The sequence below is a fragment of the Leifsonia araucanica genome (assembly GCF_051161895.1).
Classification (GTDB): Bacteria; Actinomycetota; Actinomycetes; order Actinomycetales; family Microbacteriaceae; genus Leifsonia.
The window spans coordinates 39,705-57,724 of the sequence record NZ_JBMBTW010000003.1; the positions used below are offsets into that span (position 1 = coordinate 39,705).

Consider the following 18,020-nt stretch of genomic DNA (forward strand, 5'->3'; position numbering starts at 1 on the left):
GCCCCCGGCTGGTAACCGGGACTTCGGGTAGTAATCGCTCGGAACCTGTAGTCGCCAAACTGTGGGGTTCTGAGCCTCAGCTTCTAGGCCCGTCGCGCAAGCGGCGGGCCTAATGCGTTAATCCGGGTTGATAGGCAGCTCCTCCGGACGCTCCCACCAGGTGGGAACTCCCTCTCCGTTCAGGTCAATGTGAGCGACGACCTGCTCGAAGAACACGGCGGACGAGATGCCGAGCCGTTCTGCGATAGCGTCGAATCGCTCCTTGGCCTCGCGCTCGACCTCGTACCCGATGCTCACGGGATCAACGAGGGTGCCACGAGGGCGGCGACGCGGTGCCATGCCGTTAGTTAACCCTGGCCCTAGGGTTAACGCCAGCGACACGCCGAGGTCCTTGACCCGGGCAAGGAAATTGCTCTGACACGTACGTGTCAACGTGCTCGAGCTGGCTGCGCTCAACTCTCCGGGGGTACGTCGTAGCCGATCCTACGGACGGCGTTGGCCCACAGCCACACGCACTGCGCGAACCGCTCACCCTCTGGCGTGTACCTGATTAGGACCGCTCCGCCTGGGGTCCAGGCGAGCGCTTCGGCGTCCGTCTCGATGACGTCGTTGTAGGCGATCCGGACGGGAATTACGGCGCGCACGGGGACCGGTCGCGCCTCGTCCCGACGTCGGCCTGTGTGCCTCACAAAGTTGTCTGGCAGGCTCACCGGCTTCGGCCGGCGATCGAGCGCTTCGGCGTCGGTCGCCAGCTGCGGTGTGTAGACGTCGTATCGCTTATTGGTGCCCATCAGTCGTAGACCGCGGCGAGTTCCCACCGGCCGCCGCTGATGGGGCGCACGTCGAACACCCGCGTGTCGCCGTCGCTCACGCTCGTGCCCTGAAACCGCCACCCGAACACCCTGCTGCCGGGGTGGGTGAGCGCGTCGTGCACGACTGGCTCTTGCAGAGCGGTAGGCGTATCGGTCACAAGGTAGCGAACACCGCGCCACACCAGGCGCGAGGGATGCCCGCCTTCGGTCCAGACCGCGACGAGTTCGGGGGCGTGTGTGATGCTCATGACCAAAACCTCCAGCTGCTCGGTGTCACCCCATTGCACCACAATTCGAAGATATGTTCGAATGTTGTTGGAGGTTGGAAACGTGAAAACGCTGCACGCGGGAGAGAGGGTCTGGTTGATCCTCAACGACGCTGCGAACCGCATCGAGTTCCAGATCGAGTACGCGGCGGCCACCCGCTCCGACATTCACGAAACGCTGATGATGTACCGCGTCGACCACTGGGTGCTCAAGCGCGGCGACCGGTGGTCGCTGGGGTACTACGACGAGCTGCGGCAGGCGCTCGACGCCTGCGCACTGGCGCTCGGCATGCCGAACTTCCTCACGCCGGCGACGGCACCGGACGGCACGATCATCACCCCCGAAGAGCAGCGCGAACGATGGAGGGCCGGCCTCGATCCTCGCACTGGCCGAAGCCGCGGCGCGACGCTCGTCGACGCCTAAGCGACCGGCTCGATCAGCTCCGGCCCGTCGCCGCGCACCGGGCCCACCTGATCGAACCGCAGCGACTCCGCCTCCGCCACACCCGCGCGGACCGCCTCGTCGACGAGCGCCTGGTCTCCGGCCACGGTCGGATCGATCCAGTGCTCCCACATCCGCTGCGGCAGGATGACCGGGTTGCGGTCGTGAATATCGGCGAGGGTTTGCACGGCATCAGAGGTAACGATCGTCGCCGTCAGCGTCCACCGCGAATCATCGTCCCGATCCTTCGTCGGGTCAGCCCACCACGAGTAGAGGCCGGCGAAGCCCATGATTTGATCGTCCGGATAGCGGATGAAGTACGGCGTCTTATGCCCCTTGGGGCCCTGCCACTCGTAGTATCCATTCGCGAGCACGATCGCCCGATGTGACTTCACCGGGCCGCGCCACAGCGGCTTCTCCGCCATGTCCTCGGCGCGAGCGTTGAAGGTAGACGCTTTCAGCTTCAACGTCTTAGACCAGCTGGGCACGAGCGACCAATAGGCCGCCTCGAAACGGATCTGAGGCTCCGCCTCGCCCTTACCGGATTCGAACAGAAGGGGGATGTTCTCGGTTGGCGCGATGTTCCAACTTGGCTCCCAACCCGGCCGCCAGTCCTCTGGCTTCTTGCCCGTGGACTCGACGAAATCGGTGATCGCCGCGTTCACTTTGTCGTCCATCGCGAAACGCCCGCACATGCCACGAGCGTACTCGCCGCGGCGGAAGGAGCGTCATTAGGTTCGAATATGAAACACGATTGCGGCGTGGTCATTCGAATAATATTTCGGATTATGGTAAGGTGCTGTCCACCCGACCTCGACGCGGTGGAAACCTCGAAAGAGGGTCCAATGACCTTACGGGTCCACGAAGTTGCCTCAGAGCTAGGCGTGTCGACGAGACAGGTTATGAACCTGCTTCGCGAAGCTGGCGCACATCCCAAGGGGCCGAGCAGCCCTGTCGAACCGCAGCACCTAGCGGCCGTCCGGTCCGCCTGGTGGACGGTATCAAGACCGCTATATGACAGACGCCGACAGCACGCCGGCGGCGATCGCGCGCCAGGCCAGAAGGCGCTACTGGCGGCTGAATTCCTACAGTTCAAATCCAGCGGATTTCTGAGCATCGAAGAGTGGCGACGTGCGAGTGAGGTTGAGCGACGCGCCAGGAAAAGCGTGCGCGAGGCGGCCGCCCGATCAAGGGAACTCTACGAAGAGGCCGCTCGCTCGCGCCAGGAGGCGAACCGCCGACGCTGGGAAGGCACGTACGAGAAGCCCGAGACTGCTACAGCAAGTAGCGGTCGTCCTGTCGTGTATTTGGCCGGCGCCCCTGGGCTCGGCAAACGGCACTAGCATCTAGTGCTCTGCGGCGGGCTAGGCGGAACGTTCGCCTAGCCCGCCGTCCTATCGAACGACTAGCTTCGTTTGCCGTGGCCCGGGTCGCCACCACGGACAACCTGCGCGCGCCCGACGCTATAGATGCGGCGATCGAGCGGCTTTGATTCTGGAGTCGAGACGAATCGTCGAAGCCGGCGCTCATTCGCCACTCCGAACGCGGCCTGAATCTCCGAATCATTCGGGTCCGGATCGTTCTTGCGGGGCCGCGCTGGTGTCACACGGCTCCGATCGTCCGGTGGACGCGGTGCCCGCGTCGTGCTCGCCTGTGGGGCGGGTGACCCCGCGCAGCGGATGCCCGCAGCGGTGTCGTGAATCGACATGAGCCCGTTCGCTTGCCGGAGATGGGACTCGGAACATACCGGGCAAATCGCAGATTCGAGAGCCACTCTTTTCCCCGTTCTCATCGCCTTCGATGACTCGGTTTTCGTGTCAAAAAATGCGCTGATAAGCGTGATTATGTCACCTCAAGGTCCCGGGGAGGGCCTTCTGGGGCCCTTACCGCGCTTCGCAACAGCAGTCCGCTCTATGCAGACAATCCTTCGCGCTGGTAGACAGACGTATGGGGAACTCCACTTTCGTAGCCCGCCCGAATCGCTTGACTGAGGAGTGGGTGCGTGCGGTGACCCGCGTCGTGTATGTGTGGGCGTGGGTGCCAACGAATCTGCACAACCGTATTGCCGCGTTCAAGCAGTTGCCCGGGCCCGGCCGGATTGGCGGGATGGTGCCCGGCGCACCGCCGAACCGAGCGTGCATGCTGACCGGGTACATCCAGCCAGCTGAGCGGATGGTGGCCTGCCCCAACCAGGACGTTGCCTATGGGGTGGGGTCGCTCGATCCGCAGACCTCGCCGGTCGTCATTCAGGTGCCGGATTTCGGTGACCGTTTCTGGGTCTACGAGCTGTGTGATCAGCGCACGGAGAAGTTCGCCGAGCTCGGTGCGATGTACGGCTCTGCGCCGGGGCATTACCTGGTCGTCACCGAGGACTGGGACGGCGAGGTTCCTGAGGGCATCACTGGCGTGCTGCGGCTGCCGACCAGGATCGGTATCTGCATTCCACGGGTCTTCTTCGCTGACACCGACGAGGACCGGGATGCCGTGCAGGACGTGCTGAACCGGATCGAGGTGTATCCGTTGGGCGAGTACGACGGCACCGAGAGAACTCATGATTGGAAGACCGTTCCGGACTTTCCCGCGCCGCCCAGCGACGGTGGAGAGGTGAGATGGGTGAAGCCGGCCGACTTCCTCGACCGGCTCGCCGAGCTCCTCGTCGACGTTCCGTCGCATCCGGGCGAGGAGTCGCTGTATGCCCAGGCGGCCGAGCTTCTCCGAGCCGCCGCCAACAATCCCGCGCTTCGCGATGCGATCCTGGATGAGGCGTCGATCACGGAGGAGGTGGTCATCGCGCCGCTGTTCGAGTTCCGGAACTACGGCATCCCGCTGGCCGGCAATTGGACGACGGTCGACAACAACGCCGCCTTCGGCACCGACTACCTGACCCGCACCGCGATTGCCCGCTCGAACATCTTCACCAATGCCCTGCGCGAGACCCGCTATTTCTACCTCGACCTCGACGCCGACGGCGCCCGCCTCGACGGCTCGAACGAATACACCGTGAATTTCGCCGCGGATGACCTTCCGCCAGCACTCGGGTTCTGGTCATTGACGGTCTACAACGAGCAACACTTCTTCGAACCCAACCCGATCGACCGCTACTCAATCGGCACCAAGACCCCGGTGCTGCATCGCGGTGGCGACGGATCGCTCACTATCCGGGTGAGCCTGACCGACCCAGGGGCGGACGTGAACTGGCTGCCGGCACCCGCGGGTGCTTTCAGCCTCTACCTGCGGCTCTACTGGCCTGACGACTCCGGCATTGATGGGAGCTGGACCCCACCGTCAGCGGCCCCAACCCGGTAGCCAAACGACGGGCGCTTCACCGCCATCGGGTGCCCGATGGGCGATCCGCTTGCCGACGGCTCGCGCGGGAGGTAGCGGGTTCAAGCCCCGTTACTCACCCGGCCCGCAGGGGGATCGTTTAACGGACTATTGAGGAGGGAGCGTCGCAGTGAGGCTCGCGAGCAGTTTCTGCTCGCTTCCTACTTGGTCGGTCTTGTAGTGAAGAACCGTGCCGCGCAGTTCCAATTGCCCGTATCGTCCGTCGTCCCGCACCGCGCGGAATTCGTCGACGCGTTCCGCATCGGCATGCCCGGGATGCCGAGTTCCGTCATTCACGCGTTGAATGAAGCGCCGACCGATTTCCTCTGGCGAGGCCGTGCAGAGAATCTGGACTGCCTCGAATCCGTAGATTTCCTGCCATCGCTGGAACTTCGCGTTCTCGTACTGGGCACTGTATGCGGCGTCGATCAGGAACGGGCCGCCAGCCTGCAACTGCAATTCGATGACATGATCCAGCAGCGCGAAGGACGTACGACCCAACTTCACCGACCAAGCGACATCTCCGCCACCGAGAGTATCGAAGAGGATCTCCTTCAGCATGTCCTTCGACACATTCGGAAGGCTGAACTGCTCCGCGATTTTGGCACTGATCGTTGACTTACCTGATGCGGGCCGACCGAGAACGAGCACGACGTACGGGGTTCCTTGGCTCCATGAGTTCGTCACAATCCCGTTTTAGCAGACGCCCACAAAGCAACGGGTCCCAAACAGGACCGTCGGCCGCCCTGCGCGCAACCCGATCGTCTATCGGGACGACTTGCACTTTGCGCACGCGCCCCGCGCACGGACAATCTATTTGGCGGAGATCGCGGGCAGTCTTCTGGCAAAAGCACGTGAAGGAAGCCGGCTGGGACAATCTGCTGAGCGCGCCGACACGTCTTGTCGACTGTCGAAATAGATTGCCTTTCCGCCACGAAGATTGTCTTTTCTCGTGTCGTGGACGATCTAAATGGCGTGGTTCTGGCGACCAACCTCCCACGAACCGCGGCGCAGTAATTGATCAAGAGAATTCGCGACCACTCGACCGACCGAGGGAAAGATCACACGACCAGGTCAGAGAGCCCTCCAGCGGCCGAGCCGCAGCACGCGTGTAGCATCTTCGCTTCGCGAGGGTTCCCCCTGATGGCCGTTTCCACCGCCCGGCACTACGAGACTATTCCGCCCATCGGACCGTTGGTCGTGCCTGCTCCAGTGGCCGCCAATGCCCCGTAGATCCATGGAGACAGCATGAGCCCGACGACCAGGACGACAATGACAGCGACCGCGACGAGCACGGTTCTCCTGATGAGCCGGTTGTTCCTCTGTTTCTGGAGTCTTTCTTCTGCTTGACGCTTCTGTTCGGCGCGGATCACGTCGAGACGTTTGATCGCGTCGGCGGTGTCGGCACGGTCGACGGAGGTGAACAGATCGCTGACATCGACATTTAGAGCGTCGGCGAGGAGTGCCAGCGTTTCCAGGCTCGCATCCTCGCCCGACTCCAACCGCTGGATTGTGCGGACGGCCACTCCGCTGTTCTCCGCGAGCCGCTCTTGCGTCCATCCCTTGGTCTTGCGGAGTTCTCGGATTCGCGTTTGATTCATGTCCATCACGCTACGCACTAATGGAAGACCCCCGACACGACAGCAACCCGCCAGCTACCCGCCACTCGAACTTTTCTAGTCAGGCGCCGGCCGGATGATTGCCGAAGTCGAAGTGGTCTTCGGCCGCGGGGCTTGCCGGGGGCACGTCCTCAAGCCCGGTGGGCTTTCGCATATCGCTTTCTGCGAGATCGTCCGAAGCTGCGATCGTCTCGGTCGTTCGCTTCGCGAGGTTCCCCCTGGCAGACACTGACATCATACGAAGTGCTCGGCCGGACCAACACCACTAGACGCTCCGTCAATCGAACGATGGCTGCAGCTCGCGCCCTAATTTCCGGCCTCGAAATCGGGCTGGTTGGCGACCGTCTTGTCCTCCTCGGCGTGATCATCGTCTTCGCGGCAGCCGCGCTCACAGCGGTACTGTCGCCACTCCGTGAAACACGCACGACACCGGGCGTAAGCGTCCGCTAGCCGGTCGATCAGCGGGACACCCGCGTCGTCCCCATCCCCACTCGACGGATCGAGTGTTTCCGGATGCGAGAGAATCCCGTAAGACCCGCCCGCAAATATGCCCGGTGATGGCGCCCTAAACGCTACAGTCCGAACCATGCTCATCGGTTACGCCCGCGTTTCCACCAATGCCCAAGATCTCACCGCGCAACGCAACGCCCTCCGGGCGCTCGGCGTCGACGAGGAGAACATCCACGTCGACCACGGCCTCACCGGCACCAACCGCGAACGGCCCGGCCTGCGCGAAGCGCTGGCGGCAGTGCGTGCCGGCGACACCCTCGTCGTCGCGAAGCTCGACCGACTTGCCCGGTCCTTACCTGACGCGCGTGACATCGCCGACGAACTCACACGGAAGGGTGTTGCGCTCAGCCTCGGCGGCAGCGTCTACGACCCAAACGACCCCGTCGGCCGGCTGCTTTTCAACGTGCTCGGAATGGTCGCTGAGTTCGAGTCTGACCTGATCCGGATGCGCACACGCGAAGGGATGGCTGTGGCGAAGGCGAAAGGCCGGCTGAGAGGGAAGAAGCCAAAACTTTCCGCCGCGCAGGAACGGCACCTGGTGAACCTGCATCGTCAGGGCGCGCACACCACATCCGAAATTGCCGAGCTGTTCGGTGTCGCACGCTCCACCGTTTACCGCGCCATTCAACGAGCGGACGGCCCCCGTACAACTAGCCTCGAGTGACGGCCGGGCGGTGCGTTCACCGACTGAGACCGCCATCATTTCCGACAGGTGGCCGCGCCGGAACGTCAGGCTGCAGAGAGTCCAATTGACCAGGCGCGCAAGCCGCTCGCGACATGACTATGGCTTACAAACGCACTGCCCGACGCATCAACGAGCTCTCGGCGTAATCTCCTTGTCCATTGGGTCGCGATCGACCCGAGAACGCTCGCCTTTCGTACCGTGCGACCCGCGGGCGGCGGCGGCGCGTCGTCTAGAACCGACGAAGAACAGAACGAGGATGACCACAGCGCCGAGCCCGGACACAATGATGGTCCAATGGATCATGCCGGAATTCTATCTGCGCTGTGCGACAGGAGCCCGACGGCGCTTGGATACAGGCACGGAAATGGGCCGGGTATGCTCAGATCCTCACTGGATCCAACCCCGAAGGATGCAGTCATGGCAATATCGATCCTCATTATCGATGGGACCCGGTTTCCTATCGACATCGACCCCGAAGCAGTCAAGAAAAGCATCACAGAAGCCCTCCGCGAGGGCGGCGGGTTCGTAGCAATCACAACCACCGACGGACGCCAACGGGATGTTCTCTTCACCGGAAGTACTCGAGCGACAATCGAGTACGTCGCCGACACGAGTGAAGGTGCAGGTGCAGGTGCGCCCGAGCCATTTCTACCGGACGATTTCAATTTGGACTATGGGCTCTAACCGGTGATGTTGCAGACCGCCCGGCTGTGCTGGTCGGGGCGGTAACAAAAGAGCGGTACAGCCCGGCCGAAACCGGTGCTGTACCGCCATCCCGCCCAAGTCAGGTTTCCGATCTGCGTCAAAGCAGACAGGGCCGGTCCTCGGCGTACGAAAGGTTCACTCCTGTGCGCGATCGTTCGGGTCCGATAGATACACGTCGCGCGCCTTCCGAATTCGATCGGGGTCGTCCCGGCGCGTAGATTTCAGCGATTCCCAGACTCGCTCCATCCGCCGTTCGGCGTCCTCGGGTGTGTCGGTGGGAAACAGCGGTTCTGACATCAGATCTCTCCCAGCCGGTTTGACGACCTGACGCAAAGAAAGTGCGTTAGGGCTAGGTGGGAGCACCGCCGCATTGCAAAGTTACCGCCGGAGCGGATAGTAATGTGCCGACTCGCGCTCTGTTGCCGGTGCAGGATGCACCGTCACGAGCTAACCGTTACCGCCAATGTACGCCTCATGCCGTACGAGAACCTAGAGTCAGGCGCATTCATTGTGCGGCACGAGTGATCTGAGCTGCGGATTGATCGTGGCAGCGAGCTTCCCCGTCATGGCCCGTTTCTCGGCCGTCGGCGCGACCAAGGGAGTCAAGTTCGAACGTGAACATTGTTGCACCCTTGCCGGCCTGGGGCGCACCTCCACCAAGCACTCCACAAGCGGAGAATCATCCTCCGAGACAAGCCGACGCCTTCCCGCCGCTATCCGGCAGATGACGAGCGCTTGCTAGAGAATCTTCGTGAATCGCTTCGCCTTATCGGAAGCCTCTGGCTCTGGCTCTGGCTCTGGCTCTGGCTCTGGCTCTGGCTGCAGATGCATACTGCCGCGGTCGGCCGTGACGACCAGCAGCTCTAGCCATTCCCGATTGATTTCAGGTAGTTCCTTCGTCGTGTAGTGGAACTCCAATTCGATTCCCGGGCTGATCCAAGCAGTCCGCCGTCCCGGTGACGCGCCATCCTCGCCAGCGCTGATCCAGCACAACGCGAAGGGCTCCTGGCGACGCAGCTTCGAGAGGATCGCGATCTCAAGGTGCGCGAGCATGCGATCGTCGACGTCGATCGCTCGCGCATGCGTCCCGTATAAGAGCTTGCCCATGACGAAACCTCCCTATTTGACAGCCCACGATGCGAGAATCGTGGCCGACGACCGGGCAGAACCATATTTTAGCTAAGCGCAGCAAGGGCCGAAACCCACAAGCTAGCAGCACGCTTCGACGCCTGCCGGCCATCTTCGTTGATGTTTCGGAAACGGTCGGAATTTTGACTCATAATATATCTTATGTCAGATAGATTTTCATCTATGTCTTGGGTGGTTCTCGGCTCTGTGGAGAGGTAACGATAGACCGCCTGCTCTGGCCACTCTCCGGCGTCGGCAAGCTCGTATGCGTCGAAGGCGGCCGCGCCCCCGAATTCAGTTGGAAGTCGCACCCGAATTGGTTACGCCTCGGAAAGCCGAGCCCTCATTACTCGATCCCTACCGGCGTCTCCATCGTGCAAAAACACCGCCACAAATTCACCCGGCACCACCATGAGCGGCCTGGTAGGGATCGACAAAGCCGCGGCTGGACGGCAAACGCGCCGATATTCGACGTCACGGCAGGGTGAAGAGCCGGCCCAGAGCCCGGGCAAGCGGCCCGCGGTGAAGATCTCTTCGAGCTCTTAGGCACGGGGCGCGTTTGCCGACCCGGGCACGGGGGCGCTCCCACGGTCCAATATTAGGGAGAACTGGGTGTGTGGAAGACGGGCTCTGAGCAGTAGTCTGCCTCCGATATCGGTGGTGAGTTCTCTCGCAAGCGCCAGTCCGATGCCGCTGCGCCCGGCTCCTGAGTATCCCCGCTGGAAGACATCGGCGTCGAGCGGGATCTGGTTGCCCTCGTCCTCCACATCGACGACAGTTGCGCCGTAGGAGGCGCGCAGCCTCACCAGGACGGCGCCCGAGCCGTGCTGATAGGCGTTCTCAAGCAGAACGTCCAGAATCTGCTGAAGTCGCGCCGGATCCGTTGCGATCGGTTCGACGTGCTCGGGAATGTCGATGCGGAGTGGGCGTCCCTTTGCCGCGAGCGGCCCCCGCCAGCGCCGTTCGGACTGTCGGGCCAGCTCACCGATGTCGGTGAGCTGGCCCCGCGGCCGAGTCTCGGGTGCGAGGAAGTCGCCGATGGTGGCATCGAGCGCGTCGACTCGTTCGAGTGCTTGCGCGACCACGTCGGGGGGAGCGCCTGCCTCGCCGGTCTGGGTAGTCTCCAGGAGTGCGCGCAGCCCCGCCAGCGGCGTCCTGAGCTGATGGGATGCGTCCTGCGACAGGCGGCGTTGGCGTTCGACCAGTGCTCGGAGTCGGATCGCCGTGTCCGCAAGGGCAGCTCCCGCCACGTCGATTTCGGCAATGCCCGAGACGGTGGCGCGCGCCTGGAAATCACCATGACCGAGAGCTTGCACGGCGTTGGCCAGGCTTTCCATCGGTGTGGCGACCCGTCGCGCCGCCCTCCGCGCGATGAGTACGCCGACCAGTAGGCACAGGGCGGCCGCACCCAGAATGGTCGCCCACGCCGTGATGTCGTCGCCGATCACGACGGTGAGCGGGATGGATGCGCGTACGACCCCGACAGTGCGCTCCGAGGTGGTGACCGGCACGACATCCACCAAAGTCCCGTCGACCATCTCGTCTGCTGCGCCTCCCGCGAGGGCCCGCTTGACGGGTTCGTCGGCTCGGGCCGGCCCGCTGCCGGCAACGAGCGTGCCGGAGTGGTCGTACAGGCCGAGGCTGGTGTTCGCATTGGCCGGGGACGGGATCTCGGTGCGGTCGCTGGGCGAGAACTGCGGATCGATACCGGCGACTGCGGCAAGCGCATCGCGTTGGAGCTGGGACTGAGCATCAGCGACGGACAAGTTGTACACGGTGATCATCAGTGGAATAAGAAACAAGGCAAGCGCCGCCGAGGCGCTCAGCACCGCGACTCTCACGATCCGGTTCCTCATTGGGCCTCGATTCCCAGTCACCTTTTACCGTCCCCTTACCGAAGCGGTAACGGGCGTTGGCCAGGCCGTCCGTAGCGTGGAGACGATCACCCGATCCACTTTGGAGGACTGATGTCACCACTTCGTAGTCTGTCGCACCCCGCGGGCGTTGCGGCTGCGACCGCGGTCGCTTTGATGGTTGGTCTGACCGGATGCGCGTCCGGGGGGACCACGAGTTCCTCAACGACATCCGCGCAGGCCGAGGTGAACCCGTCGGGCGATATCCCCGACAACCAGGCATATGTCCCCTTCACCCCGCCGGCAGGCCTCTACACCGCCAGCGTGCCGGAGGGGTGGGCGCAGAGCAGCTCCGGGTCGGCGACGACGTTCTCCGACAAACTGAACTCCGCCCGATTCGAACAGAAGTCCACGCCGGCCGCGCCGAGTACCGCCACCGTGACGGCCGAGGTGGTGCCGGCCCTGCGCTTTGCTCACCCCGGGTTCACGCTCACCGACGTCACGCCGTTCGCACGCACCGGCGGTTCGGGTGTGCTGGTGCGCTACGAAGCGGATGCCCCGGCGAACGCGGTGACCGCATCCACTCATCGCCAGGCGGTGGAGGACTACCTGTTCTGGAAGAACGGCACCCAGGTCGATGTCAGCCTCACCTCTCCGAAGGGTGCGGACAACGTGGACCCGTGGAAGAAGATCACCGACTCCTTCACCTGGCGATGACCGCCACCACGCCCGCCTTGGAGGCGGAAAGCCTCTACCGGTTCTTCCGGGCCGGCGATGAGGAGACGCTCGCCCTGCAGGGGGTCAGCCTTGCGGTCGACCCCGGCGAGACGCTGGCCATCACGGGACCGTCCGGTTCGGGAAAGTCGACCCTGCTGGCGTGCCTGGCCGGGGTCGACGAACCCGACGGCGGCACGGTCCGGATCGCCGGTGAGCGGATGAGTCACCGCCCCGAGGCGGAACGTGCGGCACTCCGGGCGCGCAGCATCGGCCTGCTGTTCCAGTCCGACAACCTGTTCGATCAGCTCACCGTCCGTGACAACATCCGCCTCGCCCAGCGGCTCGTGTCCGGGCGGGCGGCCGAGATCGACCGCCTTCTGGACGAGGTCGGGCTGCGCGCGCGGGGCGACGCCTATCCGGCGCAACTCTCCGGCGGTGAGTCCGCGCGGGCCGGTTTGGCAGTAGCGGTGGCCAACCGGCCGGCTGTTCTCATCGCGGACGAGCCGACCGGTGAGCTCGATGGCGCCACCGAGCGGCAGATTCTAGGACTGCTTCGCCGGCACGCCGACACCGGCGCGGCAGTCGTGGTGGTCACCCACAGTCCCGCAGTGGTGCGGCACGCCGATCGCTCCCTGGCCCTCTCCGATGGACGGATCTCTCGATGAACGATGCACTGCAGCGCGCGAACGACCGCACGGCGGTACTCGTCGACACACACGACGCCGGACACACCTACGGCGATGGAACGCGAGCGGTGGTCGCCGTGCACGGCGTGACGTGCCAGGTGCGGCGCGGGGACCGGATCGCCGTGACAGGACCCTCCGGGTCCGGAAAATCGACACTGCTCTACATGCTGGCGGGCCTCGAGGCCGCCACCACCGGAAGCGTCGAATGGCCCGCCTTCGGGGCGACACCCGCCGGCCGACCCACGGCAGCAGGCCTGGTCTTCCAAGGTCCGAGCCTGATCCCGACGCTCGACGTCACCGAGAACGTGGGCCTGCCGCTCGTCCTGGCCGGAATGACCGACGCCGCGGCCCGGCAGGCAGCATCACGCGCGTTGGGAGCTGTCGGGATCGCCTCTCTGGCGTGGAAGCTGCCGGGTGAGCTCTCCGGTGGTCAGGCCCAACGCGTGGCGATCGCCCGCGTCCTGGCGACCGAGCCCGCGCTGATCCTTGCCGACGAACCGACCGGGCAACTCGACCACACCACGGGCGGTCAGGTAATCGACGCGCTTCTGGCGACCGCCGAGCGGATCGGGGCAGCGCTGGTGGTCAGCACCCATGACCCCGCCGTCGCCCGGCGGCTCGACACCGAATGGCACCTGATCGACGGCGGCCTCGCAGCCCCCGCAACCTCCACGGGAGCGCACCGATGACCAGGCTGTGGATTCGCGGTCTGCTGCGCCGCCCCGGCAACTTCCTGGCCACCGTCGCCGGAATCGCCGTTGCGGTGGCGCTGCTCGCCAGTCTCGGCTCCTTTCTGGCCGCAGCGAACGGTTCGATGACGGCCCGCGCGATTCACTCCGTGGCTGTCGACTGGCAGGTGCAGGTGACTGCCGGAGCCGACGCTGCGGCTGCGGAGAAGACGGTGCGAGCGGCACCCGGAGTGGCCTCCGCGCTCCCGGTGCGATTCGCGCGGGTGGCCGCATTGAGTTCCTCGACGGGCGGAACGAGCCAGACCACGGGGGCCGGTGTCGTACTGCGACTCCCCGCCGACTACACCCGCACGTTCCCCGGCCAGGTGCGGTTCTTGACCGGTGCGCACGACGGCGTCCTGATTGCCCAGCAGACAGCCTCCAACCTGCACGCTGCGCCCGGTGATCAGGTGACCATCCACCCGGCAGGCGCAGATCCCGTGCAGGTCACCGTCGCCGGCGTCGTCGACCTCCCGCAGGCGAACTCGCTGTTCCAGACCGTCGGGGCACCGCCGCAGTCCCAGCCGATCGCCCCGCCCGACAACGTGGTCCTCCTCCCGCCCGACCAGTTCGCCCCGCTACAGAACGCGCTCACCGCGGCACACGCCGACCAGCTCTCCACTCAGATCCACGTGGCACGCTCCCACCACCTGCCACCCGATCCGGCATCCGCCTTTACCACGATCGGCGCGGCCGCCCACAATCTCGACGCCGCCCTCGCCGGATCCGGTCAGGTCGGGGACAATCTGGGGGCCGCCCTCGACGCAGCGCGCGGCGACGCCGCCTATGCCACGATCCTGTTCCTCTTCCTCGGCCTGCCCGGAGCAATCCTCGCCGGCATTCTGACCTTCGCGATCGCCAATGCTGCCATGCCCCGTCGCCGCCGCGACCAAGCGTTGCTGCGCACCCGGGGCGCCAGCGCCCGAACCATCTCCGGGCTCGTCACCGCTGAGGCGGCCCTCGCCGGGGTGACGGGCGGCCTGATCGGGTTGGCGACGGCGGCCCTCATCGGCCTGGCCATGTTCGGGTCGCCCACGTTCGGTTCCACCGCATCCGGGGCGCTGGTCTGGCCGGCCGCAGCATTCGTCGGCGGCCTGCTCATCGCCGTGCTCGCGGTGCTGCTTCCCGCCGTCCGGGACTTCCGCAATGTAGTCGTCGCACGCGCCCGCAACACCGCGGCGACGCAACACACCCCGTGGTGGATGCTCATCTACCTCGACCTGCTGCTGATCGCCCTGGCAATCGTGGTGATCCTGATCACCACGCAAGACGGGTACACCCTCGTGCTCGCCCCGGAAGGTGTCCCTTCGATCCAGATCAACTACTGGGCGTTCTTCGGTCCCGGCCTGCTGTGGGTCGGCGCCGGCCTCCTGATCTGGCGCCTCTCGCACCTCCTCCTCGGACGGGGACGGCGGCTTTTGACCGCCGCCGCCCGCCCCGTCGGGAAGAGCCTTGCGGCCACGTCGACGGCCACCATGATGCGGCAGCGGCCCCTCTTCGCGACCTCGATCGTGATGGTGGCGCTGGCGTTCGCCTTCGCCGGCTCCACCGCGATCTTCAACGCGACCTATCAGCAGCAGGCTGAGGTGGATGCGCGCCTGACCAATGGCGCCGATGTCACGGTCACCTACCCACCAGGAGCCGGGACTTCGCCTCAGGCCGTGGACCGCCTCCGAACGGTCCCCGGCGTCTCCACGGCGGAGCCCCTGCAGCACCGCTTCGCGTATGTGGGCAGCGACCTACAGGATCTCTTCGGGGTCCGGGCCGGAAGCATCGGCGCGACCGCCTCCCTTCAGAACGCCTACTTCCAAGGTGGCACCGCCGCCTCGCTGATGCGCGCCCTCGGCAAGACACCCGACGCCATCCTCGTCAGCGCGGAGACGGTGAAGGACTACCAACTCCGCCAGGGCGACACCATCAACCTGCGGCTGCAGAACCCCCGAACGTCGACGCTGGTCACCGTGCCGTTCACGTACGTCGGGGTGGCCAAGGAGTTCCCGACCGCCCCGAAGGACAGCTTCTTCGTCGCCAACGCCGACTACATCGCGCAGAAGACGGGTGACCCGTCGATTTCGGCGGCCTTGATCAGCACGGGCAACGCCAACCCGGCCAACGTCGCCGCCGCGCTGCATAAGGCGGTCGGCACAAGCGCGTCCGTCGTCCCCATCAGCGCAGCCCGCTCGGCGGTCGGGTCCAGCCTGACCTCGGTCGATCTGGGGAGCCTGACCCGGATCGAACTCGTCTTCGCGTTCCTGCTCGCCGCGGCATCCGGAGGGGTCGTGTTCGCCCTGGGCTTGGCCGAGCGGCGGCGGTCGTTCGCGATCGCCTCCGTCCTCGGAGCAAGCGCCCGTCAGCTCCGCGGGCTCGCCCTCGTCGAGGCGATCACCGTCACCGTTGGCGGACTGCTCGCCGGTGTGGTCCTCGGCTGGGCGCTCTCTGCGACCTTGGTCGCCGTCCTCACCGGTGTGTTCGATCCGCCGCCGGATGCGCTCACCGTGCCCTGGTGGAGTCTCGTAGCGATCGCCGCGGTCGCCACCGGTGCCATCATCGTCAGCGCACTCGTCGCCGTCCATCGCTCGGACAAGCCGCCCATCGAGTCTCTCCGCGCGCCGTGACTCCGGTCACACGTCGAGCCGATAGCCGTGCCCGCGCAACGTCGTGATCTTCGGCAGGGCGGTGACGGTGTCCTCGCCCGCCGTCGCCGCCGCGGCAGCCAGGCGCTGTCGCAGCGACCCGATGTGCACGTCCAGTGTTTTGGTCGACCCGGACCAGTTGCTGTCCCACACATCGGCGATGAGGTCTTCGCGGCTGGTCGCGACTCCCGCCGTCTGCGCCAACCGGGCGAGCAGGTCGAACTCCCGCGCACGCAATTCCACCTCCGCTCCCCCGACGAACACCCGGCGTGACGACACATCCACCGTCAGCGAACCGAGGACCACGGGCCCGGTGGCGGAGCCTGCGCCGATGTGGCGGCGGAGGTGCGCGCGCACCCGGGCCAGCAACTCGAGCAGGCCGAACGGCTTGGTCAGGTAATCGTCGGCCCCGGACTCCAGGCCGGCAACGACATCCAGCTGCTCGCGACGGGCCGTCAACGCCACGACAACCGTCGAGGGGATCATGCTCCTCAGCTCGCGGCACACGACTAGGCCGTCGAGGTCGGGCAGGCCGAGGTCCAGCAGCACCAGGTCGGGACGGGTCTGGGCGGCGGCGTGAAGCCCGGAGCGGCCGTCCTTCTTCCACGCGGTGTCGTAGCCGTTCGCCCGCAGCGCCGAGGTCACGGTCGAGCCGATCGTCTCGTCGTCTTCGATCACCAGAACGCGGAACATAGGGGAAGCCTAATCGGCACCGCCGGAGGAGGATCCCCTCACCGATGGGGAGCCGCTCGCTGCTCACACCCCCGCGGCTGTCACCACGAAGTCGGTCGCGAACCCGGCGAACAGGCCGATCAGGATGCCCACATACAGGAGGTAGCCGCGCCCCATCTTGAGTGCGACACCGATGAGCTGGACCACGACGTAAACGATCGAACCGGCCGCAAGAGCCAGGAACACAAGGGCAAGCGCGTCGTTCACGACGACGCTTCCGAGCAGGGTGCCGACCAGCGTGGGACCGCCACCGATCACCCCGAGCACGCCCAGCTGCCGCCAGGACGGACGCACGGCCGATGCGGCCAGCGGTGCCGTGATCCCGAAGCCCTCCGTCGCATTGTGCAACGCGAACCCGACCACCAGAACGGCCGCCAGCTGCAACTCGCCACCCGCGGCGGACTGCCCGATGGCCAGACCCTCCGCGAAGTTGTGCAGGCCGATGCCCACCGCGATCAGGAACGCCAACCGGCTGGCCGGCTCAGCCAGCCGCAGCACGCCGCCGACCGCGTGCGTCGATGCCTCGGCGGGCCGCCACCGTCGGGCGATCCACCGGTCGTACGCGACGAGCCCGAGCAGGCCGACGCTGACCCCGGCGAACAGGAGAGCCGCCAGGCCCAGGAACGGCCACCACGATGCCGTGTGCTCCACCGACGCGGCCGTGAGTGCAGCCTCCACCGGCTCGACCGCGTGGACCAGCACATCCCACAGCAGGAAGAGCAGCACACCGATCGTGATCGCGTTCAGCACCGCGCGGAGCCCCGCAGCCCGTGCGGAGAGCCTCCCCACGGGAAGGCCGATGAAGATCGTCCCCCCGGCGATGACGCCCATGACGACGACGGTCCCTGCGTTCACGCACACTCTCATTCGATTAGGCAGCTAAGGCTCACCTAACCTACCCGAGCGCGCGGCTACTCTCTGACATAGAAGGCGGCCGCGCAAGGCATCTGGGAAGCATCTGAGTACCGCTGAGTAGGTTGAAAGCATGGTTGTGGAACGACTGAGGGTGCTCCTGGTCGAGGACGACGCCCGCCTCGGCCCGCTCATCCAGCAGGTGCTGGATGAGCACTACCACGTGACCCGCGTCGTGGACGGTGACGCCGGCCTGGCCGCCGGACTCGCCCAGGACTTCGACGCCCTCGTCATCGACCGGCGACTTCCCGGGATGGAGGGCGCGGAA

19 protein-coding genes and 1 pseudogene are annotated in these 18,020 nt (G+C 65.5%); 9 read left to right on the forward strand and 11 right to left on the reverse strand.

Annotation, left to right across the window (positions count from 1 at the left end; genetic code table 11):
• Nucleotides 1–117: 117 nt before the first annotated feature.
• The 3 genes from ACN6M5_RS19260 to ACN6M5_RS19270 form a co-directional block, all read right to left on the reverse strand.
• On the reverse strand, nucleotides 118–297 hold the full coding sequence (locus tag ACN6M5_RS19260; protein WP_434952557.1) for a hypothetical protein: 180 nt from the start codon (nucleotides 295–297) through the stop codon (nucleotides 118–120).
• Nucleotides 298–452: 155 nt separating this feature from the next.
• A complete protein-coding gene (locus ACN6M5_RS19265) occupies nucleotides 453–791 on the reverse strand; it encodes a hypothetical protein (RefSeq protein ID WP_434952559.1) in 339 nt (112 codons plus the stop codon).
• On the reverse strand, nucleotides 791–1,060 hold the full coding sequence (locus tag ACN6M5_RS19270) for a DUF6504 family protein (protein WP_434952561.1): 270 nt from the start codon (nucleotides 1,058–1,060) through the stop codon (nucleotides 791–793). The genes ACN6M5_RS19265 and ACN6M5_RS19270 overlap by 1 nt, the downstream gene beginning before the upstream one ends.
• A gap of 82 nt (nucleotides 1,061–1,142) precedes the next feature.
• Here ACN6M5_RS19270 and ACN6M5_RS19275 point away from each other — a divergent pair, with 82 nt between their 5' ends.
• On the forward strand, nucleotides 1,143–1,502 hold the full coding sequence (locus ACN6M5_RS19275; protein WP_434952563.1) for a hypothetical protein: 360 nt from the start codon (nucleotides 1,143–1,145) through the stop codon (nucleotides 1,500–1,502).
• Here the strand turns inward: ACN6M5_RS19275 and ACN6M5_RS19280 are convergent.
• Nucleotides 1,499–2,215 carry an SOS response-associated peptidase gene (locus tag ACN6M5_RS19280; protein WP_434952565.1) on the reverse strand — a complete coding sequence of 239 codons (717 nt, stop codon included), beginning with the start codon at nucleotides 2,213–2,215 and terminating at the stop codon, nucleotides 1,499–1,501. The genes ACN6M5_RS19275 and ACN6M5_RS19280 overlap by 4 nt on opposite strands.
• Nucleotides 2,216–3,527: 1,312 nt before the next feature.
• Here ACN6M5_RS19280 and ACN6M5_RS19285 point away from each other — a divergent pair.
• Entirely contained in the window at nucleotides 3,528–4,826 is a 1,299-nt protein-coding gene (locus ACN6M5_RS19285) for a DUF1214 domain-containing protein (RefSeq protein ID WP_434952567.1), read from the forward strand.
• Between the two features lie 126 nt (nucleotides 4,827–4,952).
• On the opposite strand, the gene ACN6M5_RS19290 is transcribed toward ACN6M5_RS19285, so the two are convergent.
• Both ACN6M5_RS19290 and relB read right to left on the reverse strand, forming a co-directional pair.
• Nucleotides 4,953–5,531, reverse strand: a complete 579-nt coding sequence (locus ACN6M5_RS19290; RefSeq protein WP_434952569.1) for a P-loop nucleotide/nucleoside kinase family protein — start codon at nucleotides 5,529–5,531, stop codon at nucleotides 4,953–4,955.
• 479 nt (nucleotides 5,532–6,010) lie between these two features.
• Complete coding sequence (gene relB / locus ACN6M5_RS19295; RefSeq protein WP_434952571.1) at nucleotides 6,011–6,445, reverse strand: type II toxin-antitoxin system RelB family anti-toxin; 435 nt, start codon at nucleotides 6,443–6,445, stop codon at nucleotides 6,011–6,013.
• A gap of 604 nt (nucleotides 6,446–7,049) precedes the next feature.
• On the opposite strand from relB, the gene ACN6M5_RS19300 reads away from it, so the two are divergent.
• Complete coding sequence (locus ACN6M5_RS19300) at nucleotides 7,050–7,637, forward strand: recombinase family protein (RefSeq protein WP_434952573.1); 588 nt, start codon at nucleotides 7,050–7,052, stop codon at nucleotides 7,635–7,637.
• A gap of 147 nt (nucleotides 7,638–7,784) precedes the next feature.
• On the opposite strand, the gene ACN6M5_RS19305 is transcribed toward ACN6M5_RS19300, so the two are convergent.
• On the reverse strand, nucleotides 7,785–7,961 hold the full coding sequence (locus ACN6M5_RS19305; RefSeq protein WP_434952575.1) for a hypothetical protein: 177 nt from the start codon (nucleotides 7,959–7,961) through the stop codon (nucleotides 7,785–7,787).
• Here ACN6M5_RS19305 and ACN6M5_RS19310 point away from each other — a divergent pair.
• On the forward strand, nucleotides 7,953–8,342 hold the full coding sequence (locus ACN6M5_RS19310) for a hypothetical protein (protein ID WP_434952577.1): 390 nt from the start codon (nucleotides 7,953–7,955) through the stop codon (nucleotides 8,340–8,342). The two genes, ACN6M5_RS19305 and ACN6M5_RS19310, sit on opposite strands and share 9 nt — an antisense overlap.
• 759 nt (nucleotides 8,343–9,101) lie before the next feature.
• On the opposite strand, the gene ACN6M5_RS19315 is transcribed toward ACN6M5_RS19310, so the two are convergent.
• On the reverse strand, nucleotides 9,102–9,470 hold the full coding sequence (locus tag ACN6M5_RS19315) for a DUF7882 family protein (protein ID WP_434952579.1): 369 nt from the start codon (nucleotides 9,468–9,470) through the stop codon (nucleotides 9,102–9,104).
• A 563-nt stretch (nucleotides 9,471–10,033) separates the two neighbouring features.
• A complete protein-coding gene (locus tag ACN6M5_RS19320; protein ID WP_434952581.1) occupies nucleotides 10,034–11,332 on the reverse strand; it encodes a sensor histidine kinase in 1,299 nt (432 codons plus the stop codon).
• Between the two features lie 258 nt (nucleotides 11,333–11,590).
• On the opposite strand from ACN6M5_RS19320, the gene ACN6M5_RS19325 reads away from it, so the two are divergent.
• Genes ACN6M5_RS19325 through ACN6M5_RS19340 form a run of 4 tightly spaced genes read left to right on the forward strand, consistent with a single transcriptional unit; the run spans nucleotide 11,591 to nucleotide 16,090 of the window.
• A complete protein-coding gene (locus tag ACN6M5_RS19325) occupies nucleotides 11,591–12,061 on the forward strand; it encodes a hypothetical protein (protein WP_434952583.1) in 471 nt (156 codons plus the stop codon).
• The gene (locus ACN6M5_RS19330; protein WP_434952585.1) at nucleotides 12,058–12,726 is read left to right on the forward strand and encodes an ABC transporter ATP-binding protein; all 669 of its coding nucleotides are present in this window, start codon (nucleotides 12,058–12,060) and stop codon (nucleotides 12,724–12,726) included. Before ACN6M5_RS19325 ends, ACN6M5_RS19330 begins: the two co-directional genes overlap by 4 nt.
• Nucleotides 12,723–13,436, forward strand: a complete 714-nt coding sequence (locus tag ACN6M5_RS19335; RefSeq protein WP_434952587.1) for an ABC transporter ATP-binding protein — start codon at nucleotides 12,723–12,725, stop codon at nucleotides 13,434–13,436. Before ACN6M5_RS19330 ends, ACN6M5_RS19335 begins: the two co-directional genes overlap by 4 nt.
• Nucleotides 13,433–16,090, forward strand: a complete 2,658-nt coding sequence (locus tag ACN6M5_RS19340; protein WP_434952589.1) for an ABC transporter permease — start codon at nucleotides 13,433–13,435, stop codon at nucleotides 16,088–16,090. Before ACN6M5_RS19335 ends, ACN6M5_RS19340 begins: the two co-directional genes overlap by 4 nt.
• A gap of 6 nt (nucleotides 16,091–16,096) precedes the next feature.
• Here ACN6M5_RS19340 and ACN6M5_RS19345 read toward each other — a convergent pair whose 3' ends face one another.
• Both ACN6M5_RS19345 and ACN6M5_RS19350 read right to left on the reverse strand, forming a co-directional pair.
• A complete protein-coding gene (locus ACN6M5_RS19345) occupies nucleotides 16,097–16,801 on the reverse strand; it encodes a response regulator transcription factor (RefSeq protein WP_434952591.1) in 705 nt (234 codons plus the stop codon).
• Between the two features lie 63 nt (nucleotides 16,802–16,864).
• A complete protein-coding gene (locus tag ACN6M5_RS19350) occupies nucleotides 16,865–17,695 on the reverse strand; it encodes a ZIP family metal transporter (RefSeq protein ID WP_434952593.1) in 831 nt (276 codons plus the stop codon).
• Between the two features lie 130 nt (nucleotides 17,696–17,825).
• Between ACN6M5_RS19350 and ACN6M5_RS19355 the strand changes: the two are divergent.
• Nucleotides 17,826–18,020, forward strand: a pseudogene (locus ACN6M5_RS19355) (DNA-binding response regulator); the annotation flags it as partial.